The organism is Mesorhizobium sp. J428 (genome assembly GCF_024699925.1).
In the GTDB taxonomy this organism is placed as follows: Bacteria; Pseudomonadota; Alphaproteobacteria; order Rhizobiales; family Rhizobiaceae; genus Mesorhizobium_A.
Genome location: NZ_JAJOMX010000001.1, coordinates 370,466 through 386,639, shown reverse-complemented (window position 1 = coordinate 386,639; position 16,174 = coordinate 370,466). Strand labels below are relative to the sequence as shown.

17 protein-coding genes are annotated in these 16,174 nt (G+C 67.7%); 9 read left to right on the top strand and 8 right to left on the bottom strand.

Translation table 11 applies throughout. The features are described from left to right. Positions 1–52 precede the first annotated feature (52 nt). Positions 53–643: a hypothetical protein gene (locus tag LRS09_RS01955; protein ID WP_257803924.1), complete on the top strand. Its 591-nt coding sequence runs from the start codon at positions 53–55 to the stop codon at positions 641–643. On the opposite strand, the gene LRS09_RS01950 is transcribed toward LRS09_RS01955, so the two are convergent. Beyond that, entirely contained in the window at positions 633–1,568 is a 936-nt protein-coding gene (locus LRS09_RS01950; protein WP_257803922.1) for a metallophosphoesterase, read from the bottom strand. The genes LRS09_RS01955 and LRS09_RS01950 overlap by 11 nt on opposite strands. 53 nt (positions 1,569–1,621) lie before the next feature. Between LRS09_RS01950 and LRS09_RS01945 the strand changes: the two genes are divergently transcribed. Then, the gene (locus tag LRS09_RS01945; protein ID WP_257803917.1) at positions 1,622–2,116 is read left to right on the top strand and encodes an NUDIX domain-containing protein; all 495 of its coding nucleotides are present in this window, start codon (positions 1,622–1,624) and stop codon (positions 2,114–2,116) included. Between the two features lie 163 nt (positions 2,117–2,279). Here the strand turns inward: LRS09_RS01945 and LRS09_RS01940 are convergent, their stop codons facing one another. Further along, positions 2,280–3,263, bottom strand: coding sequence for a glutathione S-transferase family protein (locus LRS09_RS01940; protein ID WP_257803916.1), 984 nt, complete (start codon positions 3,261–3,263; stop codon positions 2,280–2,282). Between the two features lie 256 nt (positions 3,264–3,519). Between LRS09_RS01940 and LRS09_RS01935 the strand changes: the two genes are divergently transcribed. From LRS09_RS01935 to LRS09_RS01920, 4 genes are read left to right on the top strand one after another with little or no spacing between them, the layout of a single operon-like run. After that, positions 3,520–4,041 (top strand): GNAT family N-acetyltransferase, encoded by a 522-nt coding sequence (locus tag LRS09_RS01935; protein WP_257803915.1) that lies wholly within the window; start codon positions 3,520–3,522, stop codon positions 4,039–4,041. Then, on the top strand, positions 4,038–4,319 hold the full coding sequence (locus LRS09_RS01930; protein WP_257803914.1) for a hypothetical protein: 282 nt from the start codon (positions 4,038–4,040) through the stop codon (positions 4,317–4,319). Before LRS09_RS01935 ends, LRS09_RS01930 begins: the two co-directional genes overlap by 4 nt. Positions 4,320–4,372: 53 nt before the next feature. After that, a complete protein-coding gene (locus LRS09_RS01925; protein WP_257803913.1) occupies positions 4,373–4,696 on the top strand; it encodes a type II toxin-antitoxin system RelE/ParE family toxin in 324 nt (107 codons plus the stop codon). After that, a complete protein-coding gene (locus LRS09_RS01920; RefSeq protein ID WP_257803912.1) occupies positions 4,693–4,980 on the top strand; it encodes a helix-turn-helix domain-containing protein in 288 nt (95 codons plus the stop codon). Before LRS09_RS01925 ends, LRS09_RS01920 begins: the two co-directional genes overlap by 4 nt. A gap of 119 nt (positions 4,981–5,099) precedes the next feature. Here LRS09_RS01920 and LRS09_RS01915 read toward each other — a convergent pair whose 3' ends face one another. The 4 genes from LRS09_RS01915 to LRS09_RS01900 are packed head-to-tail and all read right to left on the bottom strand — an operon-like array spanning position 5,100 to position 11,902. Further along, positions 5,100–7,166, bottom strand: a complete 2,067-nt coding sequence (locus LRS09_RS01915; RefSeq protein WP_257803911.1) for a hypothetical protein — start codon at positions 7,164–7,166, stop codon at positions 5,100–5,102. A gap of 1 nt (position 7,167) precedes the next feature. Beyond that, a complete protein-coding gene (locus LRS09_RS01910; RefSeq protein ID WP_257803910.1) occupies positions 7,168–9,981 on the bottom strand; it encodes a DUF4159 domain-containing protein in 2,814 nt (937 codons plus the stop codon). Beyond that, positions 9,978–10,895: a DUF58 domain-containing protein gene (locus tag LRS09_RS01905; protein ID WP_257803909.1), complete on the bottom strand. Its 918-nt coding sequence runs from the start codon at positions 10,893–10,895 to the stop codon at positions 9,978–9,980. Before LRS09_RS01905 ends, LRS09_RS01910 begins: the two co-directional genes overlap by 4 nt. Continuing rightward, positions 10,895–11,902 carry a MoxR family ATPase gene (locus LRS09_RS01900; protein WP_257803908.1) on the bottom strand — a complete coding sequence of 336 codons (1,008 nt, stop codon included), beginning with the start codon at positions 11,900–11,902 and terminating at the stop codon, positions 10,895–10,897. The genes LRS09_RS01905 and LRS09_RS01900 overlap by 1 nt, the downstream gene beginning before the upstream one ends. Before the next feature lie 188 nt (positions 11,903–12,090). Here LRS09_RS01900 and LRS09_RS01895 point away from each other — a divergent pair, with 188 nt between their 5' ends. The 3 genes from LRS09_RS01895 to LRS09_RS01885 are packed head-to-tail and all read left to right on the top strand — an operon-like array spanning position 12,091 to position 14,623. After that, the gene (locus tag LRS09_RS01895; RefSeq protein ID WP_257810102.1) at positions 12,091–12,726 is read left to right on the top strand and encodes a DUF1285 domain-containing protein; all 636 of its coding nucleotides are present in this window, start codon (positions 12,091–12,093) and stop codon (positions 12,724–12,726) included. After that, positions 12,726–13,361 (top strand): CoA pyrophosphatase, encoded by a 636-nt coding sequence (locus LRS09_RS01890; protein ID WP_257803907.1) that lies wholly within the window; start codon positions 12,726–12,728, stop codon positions 13,359–13,361. Before LRS09_RS01895 ends, LRS09_RS01890 begins: the two co-directional genes overlap by 1 nt. Continuing rightward, a complete protein-coding gene (locus LRS09_RS01885) occupies positions 13,358–14,623 on the top strand; it encodes a CCA tRNA nucleotidyltransferase (RefSeq protein WP_257803906.1) in 1,266 nt (421 codons plus the stop codon). Before LRS09_RS01890 ends, LRS09_RS01885 begins: the two co-directional genes overlap by 4 nt. Here LRS09_RS01885 and LRS09_RS01880 read toward each other — a convergent pair. Both LRS09_RS01880 and LRS09_RS01875 read right to left on the bottom strand, forming a co-directional pair. Beyond that, the gene (locus LRS09_RS01880; protein WP_257803905.1) at positions 14,598–15,323 is read right to left on the bottom strand and encodes a VWA domain-containing protein; all 726 of its coding nucleotides are present in this window, start codon (positions 15,321–15,323) and stop codon (positions 14,598–14,600) included. The genes LRS09_RS01885 and LRS09_RS01880 overlap by 26 nt on opposite strands. Next, entirely contained in the window at positions 15,301–16,086 is a 786-nt protein-coding gene (locus LRS09_RS01875) for a TadE/TadG family type IV pilus assembly protein (protein ID WP_257803904.1), read from the bottom strand. The genes LRS09_RS01880 and LRS09_RS01875 overlap by 23 nt, the downstream gene beginning before the upstream one ends. Positions 16,087–16,174: the final 88 nt, after the last annotated feature.

Here is a 16,174-nt window from a genome sequence, read left to right as displayed (position 1 = left end):
GCACCGTTTTGTGTTAATGATCGGTTAACACGCCTGTGTGGAGCGTTCGCCGATGAGTGAGTCCGGCCAGAGTCCGAAACATCCCGAGTCGCTGGGCCGGCTGGCCGAATCGATCCGCGAGATGAAGAACGCGCTCGCCGACCGCGACGACGTCGTGGTCGAGTTGCGCGAGGCGAGCCGGATGCGGCTGGAACTCCTGGCGCAGGACCTGGCGCCGGTGTTCGAGGAGACGCCGAAGGACAGCGAACAGTTCGACTTCACCATCTCGTCCGGCCTGCAGCCGCGCCTGTGGATCGACGCCACCGCGCATGTTGCGATGGGCCGCGACCGCCGCATCTACCGCTTCGTGCGCGACACGCGGCTCGGCCGCATCGTGCTTGCCGAGACTGCCGAGATGAAGGACGTGGCCGACAAGGTGACGCGCTATATCGCCGAGCGGATGATCGAGCGCGAACGGATGATGGACGGCGATATCCATCCGGCCGCCCTGACGGTCGAGACGCAGGCGGCGCCGTCCTCGACCGGCGACAGATGGGCGTGGTTCCTCTGGGCGCTCACCTTCATCATCATCGGTGCGGTGGCCGGGGTGACTGCGGTGCTCGCCTGGCTGTGGGACAAGCTGCCGCCTGCCATCATGCCTTAGCTTCGGCGCGCTTCGCCGGTTCGATCAGCTCTTCCTGCGACAGTTGCTCGATATGGCCCGTCGGCGCCACCAGGCCGCGGCGGGTGAGCCGGATGTGCCATTCGGCGCCTTCGTCGGCCTCCATCTCGATCAGGTTATGCTGCGCCAGCGGCTTCTCGTGGCCGAGACTTTCGCCTGCCGCGGCGACGCCGACCACGGGAACCTGGCTCTTGCCCTTGCCGGGAATCCAGTTGACCGTCGGCAGATGCGTGTGGCCGTGCAGCACGATCTCCGCGCCGTGGCGGCGCACGACCTTCTGGAACGTTCCGATCCCGTAGAGCCGCTTATGGGCGGGGTCGGCGCCGCGCACCGGCGGATGGTGGATCAGCACGACGCGGCACAGGCCTTCCTCGCCGGCCCGGCGCAGGATGCGCCCGAGGCGCCGGCCTTGCTCGTCGGTGAAGGAGCCCGTGGCGAGGAAAGGGGCGGTGGCGCGCGCCGAGGAGACGCCGATGATCGCCACCCGGCCGCGGACGCGGACATAGGGAAAGCCGTTGACGTTCGCCTTCGCCCAGCCGTGCTCTCCTTCGGTCCAGGGCCGCCATGCCTCGCAGGCCTTGCGCAGCGCGCCCGGCACATAGGCATCGTGGTTGCCGGGCACGACCGAGACGTCCTCCGGCTGGCCCAGCATCTCCAGCCATTTGCGCGAGACCGCGATCTCCTCGGCGAGCGCCAAGTTCATCAGGTCGCCGGTGACGGCGATGTGGTCGGGCGCCGCCTCCTTCATGTCTGCGACGATCGCGCCCAGCGCACCGTCGTGGAAGCTCTTGCTGCGCGTGCGCTGCCAGTTGATGTAGCCAGTGATGCGCTTTGAGGCGAGCTGGCGATAGGTTACAGGGGGCAGGGGCCCAAGATGGACATCCGAGATATGCGCGAGCCGGAACATTCAACCTCTGTAGCGGATGGGGGATGCCCGTGCCACCGCTTCCGGAACGCACAATGAGCGCGCCGTCCGATACGTTCCGCCAGACGGGGTGGCCCGGCCTGCGCGGTCGGCTGTTCCACCTCTACTTTCTGTTCCGCCGCCCGATGACGCTCGGCGCGCGCGGCATCGTCTACGACCGCGACGCGAACGCCGTCTTCCTGATCGAGCACACCTACGTGCCCGGTTGGCAACTGCCGGGCGGCGGCGTCGAGACAGGCGAGACAATGCTGCAGGCGCTGGAGCGGGAGCTTTTCGAGGAAGGCAACATCGAGCTCACCGGCCCGCCGGCACTGGTCAGCCTCCACCACAATCGCCATGCCAGCCGGCGCGACCATGTCGGCGTCTACCTGGTGACGGACTTCCGCCAGACCGCACCCAAGGCGCCTGACCGGGAGATCAAGGCGGCGGGATTTTTCCCGGTCGATGCACTGCCGGACATGACGACCGGCGGTACGCGGCGGCGGATCGATGAGGCGATCGGCGGGGTGGCTCCATCGCCGTACTGGTGATCATACCGGAAGGCCTCAGCCCCCCTCACCCCGCCTCCGCTTCGCTCGGCGGACCTCTCCCCGAGGGGAGAGGGGTATCGCGAGCGTCTGCGACCTCTTCTCCCCTCGGGGAGAAGGTGGCCGCGAAGCGGCCGGATGAGGGGGCCTTGCGCCTGCGAGCCGTTTACACCTTTCCGAACCGATCCCGATCATGCGGTGCCGAAAAGTCGATCTCCGGCCCCACGGGGACGATGCCGGTCGGGTTGATGGTTTTGTGGCTGCCGTAATAATGGTGCTTGATGTGGTGCAGGTTCACCGTCTCGGCGACGCCCGGCACCTGGTAGAGGTCGCGCAGGTAGTTCGACAGGTTGGGATAGTCGGCGATCCGACGCAGGTTGCACTTGAAGTGGCCGACATAGACCGGGTCGAACCGCACCAGCGTCGTGAACAGCCGCCAGTCTGCCTCTGTGATCCGCTCGCCGGCCAGATAGCGCTGCCTTGAAAGGATGTCCTCGGCGCGGTCGAGGGCTGCGAACAGTTCCGCGAAGGCCTCCTCGTAGGCGGCCTGCTTGGTCGCGAAGCCGCAGCGGTAGACGCCGTTGTTGATCGACGGATAGATCCACGCGTTCAGCGCATCGATCTCGCCGCGCAGCGCCTGCGGACAGAGATCGACCGACGCGTCGCCCCATTCGTCGAAGGCGGAGTTGAGCATGCGGATGATCTCGGACGATTCGTTGGAGACGATCGTCTGTTCCTGCTTGTCCCAGAGCACCGGCACGGTGACGCGGCCGGAATAGGTCGGGTCCGCCTTCGTGTAGATCTGGTGCAGATAGTCGAGGCCGTAGAGCGTGTCGCCTGTCGCGCCGTCCTCGGCGAGGAAGGTCCAGCCGTGCTCGCCCATGAAGTGATGCACCACCGAGACCGAGATCACGTCCTCGAGCTTCTTCAACTTGCGGAAGATCAGCGTGCGGTGCGCCCAGGGGCAGGCGAGCGAGACATAGAGATGATAGCGGCCAGGCTCGGCCTTGAACGCGCGGGTGCGGCCCGGCGCCGGCGATCCATCCGCCGTCACGAAATCGCGAAACTGCGACTGCGCGCGCTCGAACCGGCCCGACTTGCCGGTGTCGTACCACTTGTCCTGCCAGATGCCGTCGACCAGAAGTCCCATGGTGCAATCCTTCCTGTTCACCGAGATGTAGGGCAAGAGGCGCCGCGGCGCACCGGCTTCGCGGTGAACGGAGCGTAACTTGTTGTGGCGGGGGCATGGACGGCGCCGAAAAAGGGTGCTAGCGGGGCGATCAGAGGATCAATCGTGACCAGCATCCGTTTTCCGCGACGACGAATTGGCTGAACTGCGCCCTGCCGGGCGCGGATAGCGCACGCCGCCCTGCGGCTCTCTCGTCTGCCGAAACGGAACCCTCTCCATGAGCGTCAACGACATCGCCTACCTGCCGGAAAATCCGGCCCACGACCGCGCGATCGAACAGATCAACGCCGAAGCCTTCGGCCCGGGCCGCTTCACCCGCGCCGCCTACAAGATCCGCGAGGGCGGCCCGCACGAGCGCGACCTGTCCTATGTCGCCGTGCACTGGGGCAAGGTGATCGGCTCGGTGCGCATGACGCGCATTGCGGCCGGCGAGGGCAGGGCGCTGCTGCTCGGTCCGCTCGCCGTCATTCCCGACTGGAAGAACCTCGGCATCGGCCGCAAGCTGCTCGACATCGTCGTGACCAAGGCGAAGGAACAGGGCTGGGGCGTCGTCGTGCTGGTCGGCGACGAGCCGTATTACGGCCCGCTCGGTTTCAAGAAGATCCCCTACGGCCAGATCTCGATGCCGCGCCCGGTCGATCCGGAGCGGCTGCTCGCGCGCGAACTGGTCGAAGGCTCGCTCGCGAAGCTGACGGGCGACGTGGTGCACGAGGACCGGGCGGTGAAGGTGGTGGCGTGACCAGCTACCTCGTCGATCCCTCCCTGCAGGTGATTGCACCTCTCATCGCGGTTCTGATCTACGCTGTCTGGGGGAAGCTCACCCTTATCGCCTCCGCGATCATGGCTACTGCAATGTTGTTCTTCGCCAATCGCGGGGTCCAGCTAGCATGCTCCATAAATGAGAGCGAATGTATAGGCGCGACGGTATTCTTTTACCTGATACTGCTGATGTGGCTCGGGGTGGCCGTGTCGTTGACAGGCCACGTGCTCTACAAGCTGAGCAGACGTCGCAGGTAGTCAATCCAATTGTAAGCCTTGTAGTTATGTATCCGTTTTGATACATTCAACCTATGAAGCCCATCTCGTTCCTGGGGGACAGCCGGGATGTGATCCGCGACTTTCCCGACAGCCCTCGACACCGGGCTGGCGTCGAGCTTCGCGCCGTACAGAACGGGCTGGAACCTGACGATTGGAAACCGATAAAGACGGTCGGTCCGGGCGTGAGGGAAATCAGGATCAGGGACGCGTCGGGAGCGTTCCGGATCATCTATCTGGCGACCCTGCCGGATTTGGTTCTCGTGCTGCATGCGTTTCAGAAGAAGACGCAGCAGACGGCGCAGCGCGACGTTGAACTCGCCGCCAAACGGCTCAGAGAATGGAAGGCCACGCAATGAACCAGGAGATATTCGAGAGTGTCTTCGACGCCCTGGCGGATACGCCGGCCGAGGCGGCTAACATGACCGCCCGCGCCGATCTGCTGCTCGCTATCCGTGAGCGGGTCAGGACATGGGGTCTCACGCAGGAAGAGGCGGCCGCCCGTCTCGGGTTGACACGGCCGCGTCTCAACGACCTGATGCGCGGCAAGCTGGAGAAGTTTTCGCTGGATGCGCTCGTCAACATAGCCGCCGCAGCGGGCTTCAAGCTGCATATCGAACTGGAGGAGGTGAAGGCGGCCTGAGCCTATTTGATAGGCGGCCTTTGCCTCCCCGGGGCGGGTCCCGCTGCTGCGCAGCTCCCGCCCGCGATAGACCTTCGATCATGCCACCGGCATGATCGATCCGCCGAAGGCGGACCGGTCTACCGCCCCTCACGCCACCACATCCCGCCGAGTGCGAGCAGCAGCAGGCAAAGGCCGAAGAAGCCGGCGAAGAGGGGCACGCGATTGACCGATTTCAGCACGCTCTCGTTCGTGGTCTTGAGGCCCAGCCAGTCGCGGCCGGAGGCGTTGGTGGTGCCGCGCACCGGCACGATGCCGGGCAGCTCGATGCGGCCGTCGGCGGCGACGCGGCGCACGCTGCCGCCGGTGGCTTCCGCCAGCGGCCGCAGGATTTCTCCGGTCGAGACCGTGTCGGCGAATTCGGGCGCGTTGACCGGCCCGACATGGGCAAGCGCCGTCAGGTCGCCGTTGGCCACCTGATAGAGGCCGATCTCGTCGGTCTCCATCGCGCCGGCGAAGATGCCGGGCTCGGTCTGCGTGAGCGGCAGGGTGCGCGTCGCGCCCGACGGCGTGATGATCTGCGCCTGGCCGGCCTCGTCGGCCATGGTCTGGCGCCGCACGTTCAGCGTCATGCCCTGGCCCTCGGCGGTCAGGCGCTCCTCCTCCAGCTCGGGTTCCTTCATAAGCCAGTGCGCCAAGCGGCGATAGAGCGCGACATGCGGACCGCCGCCCTCGAAGCCGCGCGCCCACAGCCAGCCCTGGTCGGACAGAAGCATGCCGACGCGGCCCTCGCCCTTGCGGTCGAGCAAGAGCAGCGGCATGTCGTCGGCGCCCTTCATCACCGTCTCGCCCTCGACCTCGCCGATGCCGATCTGGCGGAACCAGCGGCTCCAGCGCGGCGGCTCCTGGGCCGAGCCTTCCAGCCCGCGCGTCACCGGGTGCTTGCGGCCGGTATCGGTCAGGCGGGGGTAGAACGCCTTCTCCAGCACGTCTCCGGTCGGCAGGGCGGGGAGCGCTGCCATCAGCGGTGTGCGGGCGATCGACTGCTCGCCGGCATATTCGGGGCCTGCGGCGATCAGCAGCGCGCCGCCCTGTTCGACATATTCGGCGATGTAGTCGTAGTAGAGGATCGGCAGCACGTCGCGGTGCTGGTAGCGGTCGAAGATGATCAGGTCGAAATCGTTGATCTTCTCGACGAACAGCTCGCGCGTCGGGAAGGCGATCAGCGAGAGCTCGTTGATCGGCGTGCCGTCCTGCTTCTCCGGCGGACGCAGGATGGTGAAGTGGACGAGGTCGACCGACGCGTCCGATTTCAGAAGGTTGCGCCAGGTGCGCTCGCCCGCATGCGGCTCGCCCGATACAAGCAGCACGCGCAGGTTCTCGCGGATGCCGTCGACCATGGCGATGGCGCGGTTGTTGGTGTCGGTGATCTCGCCCTCGGCGCGGGGGATCGCCAGTTCGATGATGTTGCGACCGGCATTGGGGATGGTGACGTCGAGCGGCATCTCGGTGCCGATCGCCGCCTGGTCGGTGGCGACGAGGTCACCGTTGACGCGGATGCTCACCTCGACCGTGCCGGTCTCGCCCGCCGTGCCGGTGACACGGTAGGTCATCGCCAGCGGCTTGCCGACGAGGCCGAAGCGCGGCGCGTTCTCGAAGCGGATGCGCCGGTCGCGCTCGTCCTCCTCGCCGGTGATCAGGGCGTGCAGGGGGGCGGAGAAGCCCGGCATCGAGGCCGGAACATCATGCACCTGGCCGTCGGTGATCATGATCGCGCCGCCGATGCGCGACGGCGGCACGTCGCGGAAGGCGCCGTCCAGCGCGCCGAACAGGCGCGTCTCGGCGCGGTCGTCGGCCGCACTCGCCTTGCCGGTCTCGACCACGCGCAACTCGAACTGGTTGAAGCGGCCGAGCCGCTCCTGGATGGCGGCAAGAGCCGCGTCGGTCTCCGCCGTGCGGCTGCCGATGTCCTGGCTCTGGCTGCGGTCGACCACCACCGCCACCACGCTCTTCAGCGGCTCGCGCTCCTCGTCCAGCAGCACCGGATTGGCGAGCGCAAGCGCAAGGGCCGCCAGCGCGCCGACGCGCACCAGGCCGCCGCGCTGGCCGAGCGCGACGCCGGCCAGCGCCAGGAGCGCGAGCGGCGCGATGATCGCCGCCAGCCAGGTCCACGAGAGCAGGGGTTCGAAGCCGATCGACCAGTTCATCTCACTGCCCCAGCCTCTCGAGCAGGATCGGCACGTGCACCTGGTCGGATTTGTAGTTGCCGGTCAGCATGTACATCATGATGTTCACGCCGCCGCGCAGCGCATAGACCCGCTGCATCGGGTCGGAGGGAACGGTGGGCAGCAGCGGCTGGCCGGTCTCGTCCACGGCCCAGGCACCGGCGAAGTCATTGGCGGTGATCATGATCGGCGACACGCCGTCGCCGACCCGCACGGGCCGGTCCTCGCCTGGCTGCGCCGGTGTGCTGACCTCGACCCAGAGCGGGCTGCCGGCATAGCGGCCGGGAAAGTCCTTCATGATGAAGAACGACTTGGTCAGCACGTGGTCTTCCGGCACCGGCTCCAGCGCCGGCACGTTGAGATTGCCGAGGATGTCGCGCAGGCGCTGGGTGGCGGCACTCGTCGAGGAGGCGAGGTCGAGGCTCGTCTCGAACTGGTCGCGGGTGTCGAACAGCACCGTGCCGCCCTGCTGCATGTATGCGTCGACGCGGGCGATCGCGGCCTCGGTCGGCATGGCGGTAGCAGGGTCCACGGGCCAGTAGATCAGCGGATAGAAGGACAATTCGTCCGCGGCGATGTCGACGCCGGCGGGCTCGCCGGGCTCCAGTGCCGTCTTCTCGGTCAGGAAGCGGCGCAGCCCCTCCATGCCAGCGCGCGAGACGGCGTCGATCGCCGGATCCCCGGTCAGCACATAGGCGAGCCGCGTGCGCGAGATCGAGGCGATGGCTTCGGCGTCGCCGGGCTTCTCGTCCTGCGCGCGGCCGTCATAGGTGCCCCCGAGCACCAGCGCGAGCGCCAGCAGCGCCGCCGTGGCGCGCATGGGGGAGGCGCGGCGGCGGGCGAACACGCCGCCGATCCACATCACCGCCAGCGTGTCGAGCGCCATCAGCGCAAGCGCCGCCGCGATCAGCGGGCCCTTGAGGTCGCGGGATTCGTCCAGCGCGTAGCTCACCGTGCCGACGGGGAGGGTGGTCGACGGGCGCGCGATCGGATCGAGCGTCGCTTTCGCCGGCAGGAGGTTCAGCGCCACGACGCCTTCCTCCGAGCCGTAGAGGCCGGGTGGGTTCTCGACCGTGATCTTCGGCAGGGCCCCCGGCTGAAGGGGACGCGCCTCGGGATCGGGCGTCGTCAGCGCGCCGTCGGCGCCGATGACGCGATAGGGCGGCAGAGAGGTCGCCGGCGCGCCGTTGGCGGTCTCGACCTGGCCCTGGTTGCGCGAGAGCTGCACGACCCGTCGCAGCATCTCGACGAAGGAGCCGGAGATCGGCAGGTTGGACCAGGTGGCCTCGGGCGTGACGTGGAAGAGCACGACCGTGCCTTCGCCGCGCTGGGCACCAGTGACGAGCGGCGTGCCGTCGGCGAGGTTCGCCCAGGTGTGATCGACGATGTCGGGGCTCGGCTCGGCCAGCACCTGGCGCGACACGGACACGTCCTGCGGCGGCGTCAGGCCAGCGAAGGGACCGGTCGCCGGGAAGTCGCTGACCGGCTGCGGCTCGGTCCAGGACAACGCGCCGCCCAGCGCGCGCTCGCCGGCGCGCAGCCTGACGGGCAGAAGGTCCTCGTCCGGCTCCGCCGCTGCCAGCCGCGAGCCGGCGAAGCGCACCAGCGTGCCGCCGCCCTGCACCCATTCGACCAGCGCCTCGCGCGCAGCGTCCGGCAAGGTGCCGACATCGGCCATCACCACCATCGCCGGCTTCTGCGCCAGCAGTTCCGGCACGGCGACGGCAAGGTCCGGCGTCTGCGATTCGACCAGGTCCGCATAGGGTTCGAGCGCCCGGCGGATGTAGTAGAGCGGCGACAGGAGCGGCTGCGCCTGGTCCGCCTCCGACTGCGACAGCAGTCCGACGCGGCGGCGCTTCGAATTCTCGTCCAGCACGCGGATCGCGCCGGCCTGCGCCTCGCCGTCGATCGACACCGAGGCGAAGTCGTTGCGCAGCTCGAACGGCACGGCGACGTCCGCGGTCGTTGCACTTTCGCCCGGCGCGAAGCTCAGCACCGTGTCGGCGATGCGGCGGCCGCGGTCATCATAGGCGCCGGCCGCGAGTTGCAGCGGCGCGATGTCGGACGACGGCCGCACCGCTGTGACCGTGAAGGCGGTGGCGGTGTTCTCGACCGCGGTCAGCGCCGCTTTCGGCAGGTTCGACGGCTCGGCCCAGACGAGGCGGGAGGCGCCGCGCGACAGGATGGCGTCGAAGGCGGTTTCGTCGCCCTCGGCGCGCAGGCCGTCGGAGAGGATCGCGATGGTGACGTTCTCCGCACCTTCCAGCGCGGTCGCGACGCGGGCATAGGTGCCCGGCCTATCGACCGGCACGGGACGGGGCTTGGCGACTGCCAGCCGCTCCATCGCGGCGCGCGCCTCGAACGGGCCGATCTCGGTCGCCGCCGGCTCGGCCGTGAAGGCGAGCACCACGGGCTGGCCGGCATCGTTGGCGTCGGCGATCAGGCGCTGCGCGGTTGCCACCCGCAGGTCCCAGCCGAGCGCGCTCGCCCAGCCGTTGTCCACCACGACGGCGACCGGGCCGGACCCGGTCTCGGCGCGCTCCTGCGGGTTGAACACCGGTTCGGCCAGCGCGAAGATCACCAGTGCCGCCATGATCAGCCTGAGCAGCGTCAGCCACCACGGGCTCTGGTGCGGCGTCTCCTCCTTGCGCATCACACGCGCCAGGATCTTCAGCGGCGGGAACAGCTCGCTGCGCGGCTTGGGCGGGGTCAGCCGCAGAAGCCACCATATCACCGGCAGGGCGACCAGCCCGGCCAGCACCGCCGGGAAGCCGAAGGAGAGCGGCAGCCAGCTCATGCGCGGCCTCCGGAGGCGTAGCCGCCGTCGACCGTCATTGCGGCATGGACCCTGACGAGGGATTCGGAGGCGAGCCGGTCGGTGTGGTTCACCGTGTAGCTCCAGCCCAGCCGCTTGGCCCAGGCGGAAAGCTGGTCGCGGCGGGCCTGGTAGACCAGCCGGTAGTCCTCGGCCAGCGTCTCGGCGCGGCCGGCGGTCAGCTTCAGGCCGGTCTCGGGATCGCGGAACTCGGTGCGGCCGGAATAGGGGAAGGTTTCCTCGGCCGGGTCCGAAACCTCGATCAGATGCGCGCGCACGCCGTGGCGGGCGAGCACGTCCAGCCATTCCATCGTCTCCTCGACCGGGTCGAGGAAGTCGCTGGCGATGACGATGTCGGAGAAGCGGCGGATCGAGGAGACGTCCGGCCGCGCCTCAAGCCTTGAGGCATGCGCCAGGTGCGAGGCGAGCCGCTCGGCGCCGTTGCGGGCCGAAAACGCGTCGGTCAGGCCCGGCCAGCCGATGCGCTCGCCGCTGCGCGACAGAAGCTCCGCCAGCGCCAGGATCAGCACCAGCGCGCGCGATTCCTTAGACACGGTCGCGTAGGTCGACTTGTAGAGCATCGAGGGCGACGGGTCGGCCCACAGCCACACCGTATGGGCGGCTTCCCACTCCTTGTCGCGGACATAGATGTGCTCGTCGCGGGCGGAGCGGCGCCAGTCGATGCGCGAGGAATCGCCTTCGACATAGGGCCGGAACTGCCAGAAGTTCTCGCCGATGCCGCGGCGGCGGCGGCCGTGCCAGCCGGCGATGACCGTATTGACGACGCGGCGCGCCTCGACCAGCAGGTCGGGCACGAGCGAGGCCCGCAGCCGGGCGCGCGCCAGCGCATCGCTGGTCCCGACCGGTGTGACGGCTTCGCCGATCGATGCGGCCATCAGCCTGCCGCTTTCACCAGCTGCGCGATGACGTCGCGCACATGCATGCCTTCCGCGCGCGCCGAGAAGGTCAGCGCCATGCGGTGCTGCAGCACGGGTTCGGCCAGCGCATGCACGTCGTCCACCGATGGGGCGAGGCGGCCTTCGTAGAGCGCGCGGGCGCGGGCGCACAGCGTCAGCGCCTGGCTGGCGCGCGGGCCGGGACCCCACGCGACGTGCTTGTCGGTGTCCTCGTTGCCGCTGCCGGGGCGCGCCGAGCGCACGAGGGTCAGGATCGCCTCCACCACGCTCTCGGGCACCGGCATGCGGCGGATCAGCAGCTGGATGGTGCGCAGCCGCTCGGCGTCGAGCACGTTCTCGGCCTTCGCCTCGCTGACGCCGGTCGTCTCCAGAAGGATGCGGCGCTCGGCGTCGAGCTCGGGATAGAGGATGTCGACCTGCATCAGGAAGCGGTCGAGCTGGGCTTCCGGCAGCGGATAGGTGCCTTCCTGCTCCAGCGGGTTCTGGGTCGCCAGCACGTGGAACGGTGCGGGCAGGTCGTGCCGCTGGCCGGCGACGGTGACGTGGTATTCCTGCATCGACTGCAAGAGCGCCGACTGGGTGCGGGGGCTGGCGCGGTTGATCTCGTCGGCCATCAAAAGCTGGGCGAAGATCGGGCCGGGGATGAAGCGGAAGCCGCGCTTGCCGTGCTCGTCCTGCTCCATCACCTCGGAGCCGAGGATGTCGGACGGCATCAGGTCGGGCGTGAACTGGATGCGGCTCGAATCGAGGCCGAGCACCACGCCCAGCGTCTCGACCAGCTTGGTCTTGGCGAGGCCCGGCACGCCGACCAGCAGAGCGTGGCCGCCGGCGAGCAGGGCGACCAGCGTCCGCTCGACCACGCTTTCCTGGCCGAAGATGACCTTGCCGACGCCGGCGCGGACCTTCGAGATGTCGTCCAGGGCCTTTTCGGCCGCGGCGACCATCTCCTTTTCGCTGATCCCGGCTTCCCTTGTCATCACGCTCATGCGTCTCGATCCTCTGGAAGAGTGCCCCGGCCGCGGCATTTCGAGACGCGGCCCGGGCAGGCGTTCGTCCTTGCCAGCGTTCGTCGCAAGAGGCGGTCGGTCGACTCGCATGTTTCGCTGCGCTGCAAGATGAACTTAAATCACTGACCTAGGCTGACAAGCGGAACAACAGTGACTATTTCGTGACCATGCAGCAGGACAGCCAGACCAGCCCACAGGACACGCTTGCCGGCGCGCGCGATACGGCGGGCCTCACCGCACTCATCTCCCGCGCTGCGCGGGCGGGCAAGGGCCTGCCGCCGGTCGAGCGCTGGAATCCACCGTTTTGCGGCGATCTCGACATGGAAATCCGCGCCGACGGCACCTGGTTCTATCTCGGCACGCCGATAGGCCGCATGCCGCTCGTCCAGCTGTTCTCGACCGTGCTGCGCAAGGACGAGGACGGCAGGACCTATCTCGTCACGCCGGTCGAGAGGGTCGGCATCCGGGTCGTCGACGCGCCCTTCGTGGCGGTGGAGGTGGACGTATCGGGGCAGGGCGAGGCGCAGGTCCTCACCTTCCGCACCAATGTCGGCGACGTGGTAGAGGCCGGCCCAGACCATCCGCTGCGCTTCGTCGACGAGGACGGCACCGGCGGGCTCAAGCCCTATCTTCACGTGCGCGGCCGGCTGGAGGCCCTCGTGGCGCGGCCGGTGATGTACGAGCTGGCGGAGATCGGCGAGGAGGTCGAGATCGACGGTCAGGCGATGTTCGCCGTGCGCTCGAAGGGCGTGGCGTTTCCCGTCATGCCCGTCGACCAGCTGGAACGGTTCAGCGGGGAATGATGGACCAGCGCACGGTGAACCCCTATTCGGCGGCGGATTTCCGGGCGCGTGCCCTGCAGCGCGCCGCGCCCGGCCCGGGCGACGAGGTCAACGGCGACCACAGGCTCAACCCCGCCTCGCGCAAGGACATCGTCCGCGACGGGCTGCGGCCGGCGGCCGTGCTGGTCCCGGTCGTCGACCGGCCGGAGGGCGCAACCATGCTGCTCACCAAGCGCACGGAGAAACTGAAGAGCCATCCGGGCCAGATCGCCTTTCCCGGCGGCCGTGTCGACCCCGGCGACGCGTCGGTCGAGGCCGCCGCCATGCGTGAGGCCGACGAGGAGATCGGGCTCAAGGGGGAGTTCATCGAGATCGTCGGCAGGCTGTCCGACTACTACAGCGGCAGCGGCTTCCGCATCACGCCGGTCCTGTCGGTGGTGCGGCCGGGCTTCACGCTGACGATCAATCCCGACGAGGTGGACGACACGTTCGAGGTGCCGCTGCGCTTCCTGATGGACGCGGCGAACCACCACACCGACAGCCGGATCTGGAACAATATCGAGCGGTATTTCTACACCATGCCCTATGACGGCCGGCACATCTGGGGCGTGACGGCGGGCATCATCCGCGCGGTGCACGACAGGCTCTACGCATGAGCGGCGCCTCCGTCGCCTCGGCCGCCTGGCTGGCCGAGCCTTCGTTGCAGAAGCTGCTGGCCGTCCTGTCGGAGGGCGGCGAACAGGCGCGCGTGGTGGGCGGCGCGGTGCGCAACACGCTTCTGGGCGAGGCCGTCACCGACATCGACATCGCGACCACGACCCTGCCCGACGAGACGGTGCGCCGTGCGCAGGCCGCCGGCTTCCGCACCTTTGCCACGGGCATCGAGCACGGCACGGTGACGGTGCTCGCCGACGGCAGGCCGCACGAGGTCACCACGCTGCGTGCCGACATCGCGACCGACGGGCGGCATGCGACCGTCTCCTACGGCCGTGACTGGAAGGCCGACGCCGAGCGGCGCGACTTCACCGTCAATGCGCTCTATGCGGAGGCGGACGGCACGGTTATCGACCTCGTCGGCGGGCTGGCGGACCTCGAGACGCGCACCATCCGCTTCATCGGCGACGCCGAGACCCGTATCAGGGAAGACTATCTGCGCATCCTGCGCTTCTTCCGCTTCTTCGCCCAATATGGCGGCGGGCGGCCAGATGCAGCGGGATTGAAGGCCTGCGCGCGGCTGAAGGAGGGGATGACCCGCCTCTCGGTCGAGCGCATCTGGGCGGAGCTGAAGAAGCTGCTCGGCGCCGCCGATCCGTCGCGCGCCCTTCTGTGGATGCGGCAGGCAGGCGTGCTGAGCCTCGCCATTCCGGAAAGCGAGAAATGGGGCATCGACGCCATCCACGGGCTCGTCGCGGCCGAGCGCGATCTCGGCTGGCCGCCCGATCCGCTGCTCCGTCTCGAAGCGATTGTCCCGCCTGACGCGGCGCGGGCGGTCGAGCTGGCGGAGCGTCTCAAGCTCTCCAACGGCGAGCGCGACCGGCTGGTGGCCTGGGCCTCGGCGCCGCTGCCGGCACACGACATGGCGGAGGCGGTCTTTGCCAGGCTGCTCTATGGCGGTGACCTGCAGGCTTATCGCGACCGACTGATGCTGGCGCTGGCCTCGGCCCGCGCCTATGCCGGCACGAGCGACAAGCACATGATCGAGGCGGGTGGCTACGGCCGCCTGCTGAAATTCGCCGCGGCTTGGAAGCGGCCCGTCTTTCCGATCGCCGGAAAGGACCTTCAGGCGCTCGGCATCGCCCCCGGGCCGGCGATGGGCGACCTGCTGCGCCGGCTCGAGGCGGACTGGACCGCCTCAAGCTTTAAGCTGACGCGGGAAGAGCTGCTATCGCGCATTACCGCGCCAGGCGCACCTGGCTGAGCGAGCGGGCGATGCCGGAAAAGGCGGCGAGAAGCGCGGCCGAGTCGGTGGCGTCGTAATAATGCTCGGCGTCGGTTGCGCAGCCCTGCAGCATCGTCTTCGCCGCGCCGTCGTCGACCTTGAAGGCCACAGTGAATATCTCGATGTTATTTGTCTTGGCGTAGTTGCAAAGCGTTGTGGTGTCGGTGTTGGTCTGCACCCGCTGTGCAGCATTCGCGCTGTTGGTGTCGCCTATCAGCGCGCCGCCATCGAGATAGTTCGTGTTCAGTGTTCCGGTTAGGTTGATCCGTCGTGTATTAAGGCCGTCGGTCATCAGTATGATCACCTTGCGAGGGCGTTGGTTGCCAGGATCGTAAGTGAGACCTTCGGAATACGGCTCTGAAGATGACAGGACATTTATGCCCCACATCATGCCGTTCGGGATGAAGGTCTGAGGGATATATCCGCTGCGGGACGTGATCATGCCGGTGATGGCTGTCTGGATTTTCTTCTCGTCCGACGTCAGCGGCACGATTTCGGTCAGGCACTTCTGACTGGTCCAGACGTAGCCCGGATACTTGATGTTCGGCGACTCGTCGTTAAGCACCAGCTTGCCGTTGTTGACCCGTGCGCCGATACAACCGTACCATTTATAGTTTGTGGTCGTCGTGGTGGTCTTCGGCGGTATCCATACCGGATCACCGTTTGGGTACCTGAACATACGCCGTGCAACTGCGGTCCCAAGTTTCCGTGACCCAGATGCCGTCCTTCTCGACCAGTCGGCTGCCTGCTTCCTTCCACGTCTTGCACTGGTCGGTGTTCTTCATTGGCTGGTGCCAGTATCCCTCCTTGCTGGTGGTCGTCGTCTTCGAGTAGTTGGGAGGAACCGAAAGCCAGGACGCAGTACGGTTGTTCGTTCCGATATTGATCTGCTCGGCATAAGGCACCAGAGCGATGCGGACATCTGCGTCCTTGTTCCGGTACAGCTCGGTTGCAAGGTTGGACGCTGCGATCTTCAGTGTGCCGATCTTGTTATCGTAAGTCATCGACTCCGTATTATCGAGCACCAGCGCCAGCTCGACGCTGCCGGTCACGGCGCGGACGGCGAGGGAGGAGGCCCTGACGTCGAGCCAGTCGTAGTGGACAATGCCCATGAAGGTGGTGGGCAGGCGGCCCTGGACGGCGAGGTCGACCTGGTCCTCGCCGAGGTCCAGGCTGGCGACCGAGAGCTCGTGGATCCGGCTGTCGGAATAGTTGCCGCTGATGAAACTGTCGGCGAGCGTCCGCAGCTTGGTCTCGTCCTCCTCATCGGAGGCGGCGATCGCCAGCGCCGCGGCGTCGGCGACATCCTGCAGGTGCTTTTCGGCCGAGAGATAGCGCGTGTAGTCGACCGCGACGCCGGCCGCAAGGATCAGGGGCAGGGAGGCCACGGCCGTGACGGTCGCAAAGTTACCACCCCGGGCCCCGAGGAACCGCTTGAACATGCCTGTCTCTCCGGCGCGTACGAAAGGCTGGACGCCTGTTGTTCGTCGCAGAATGACAGACAGGAGTTATTTTGAAGTTACGGAACGT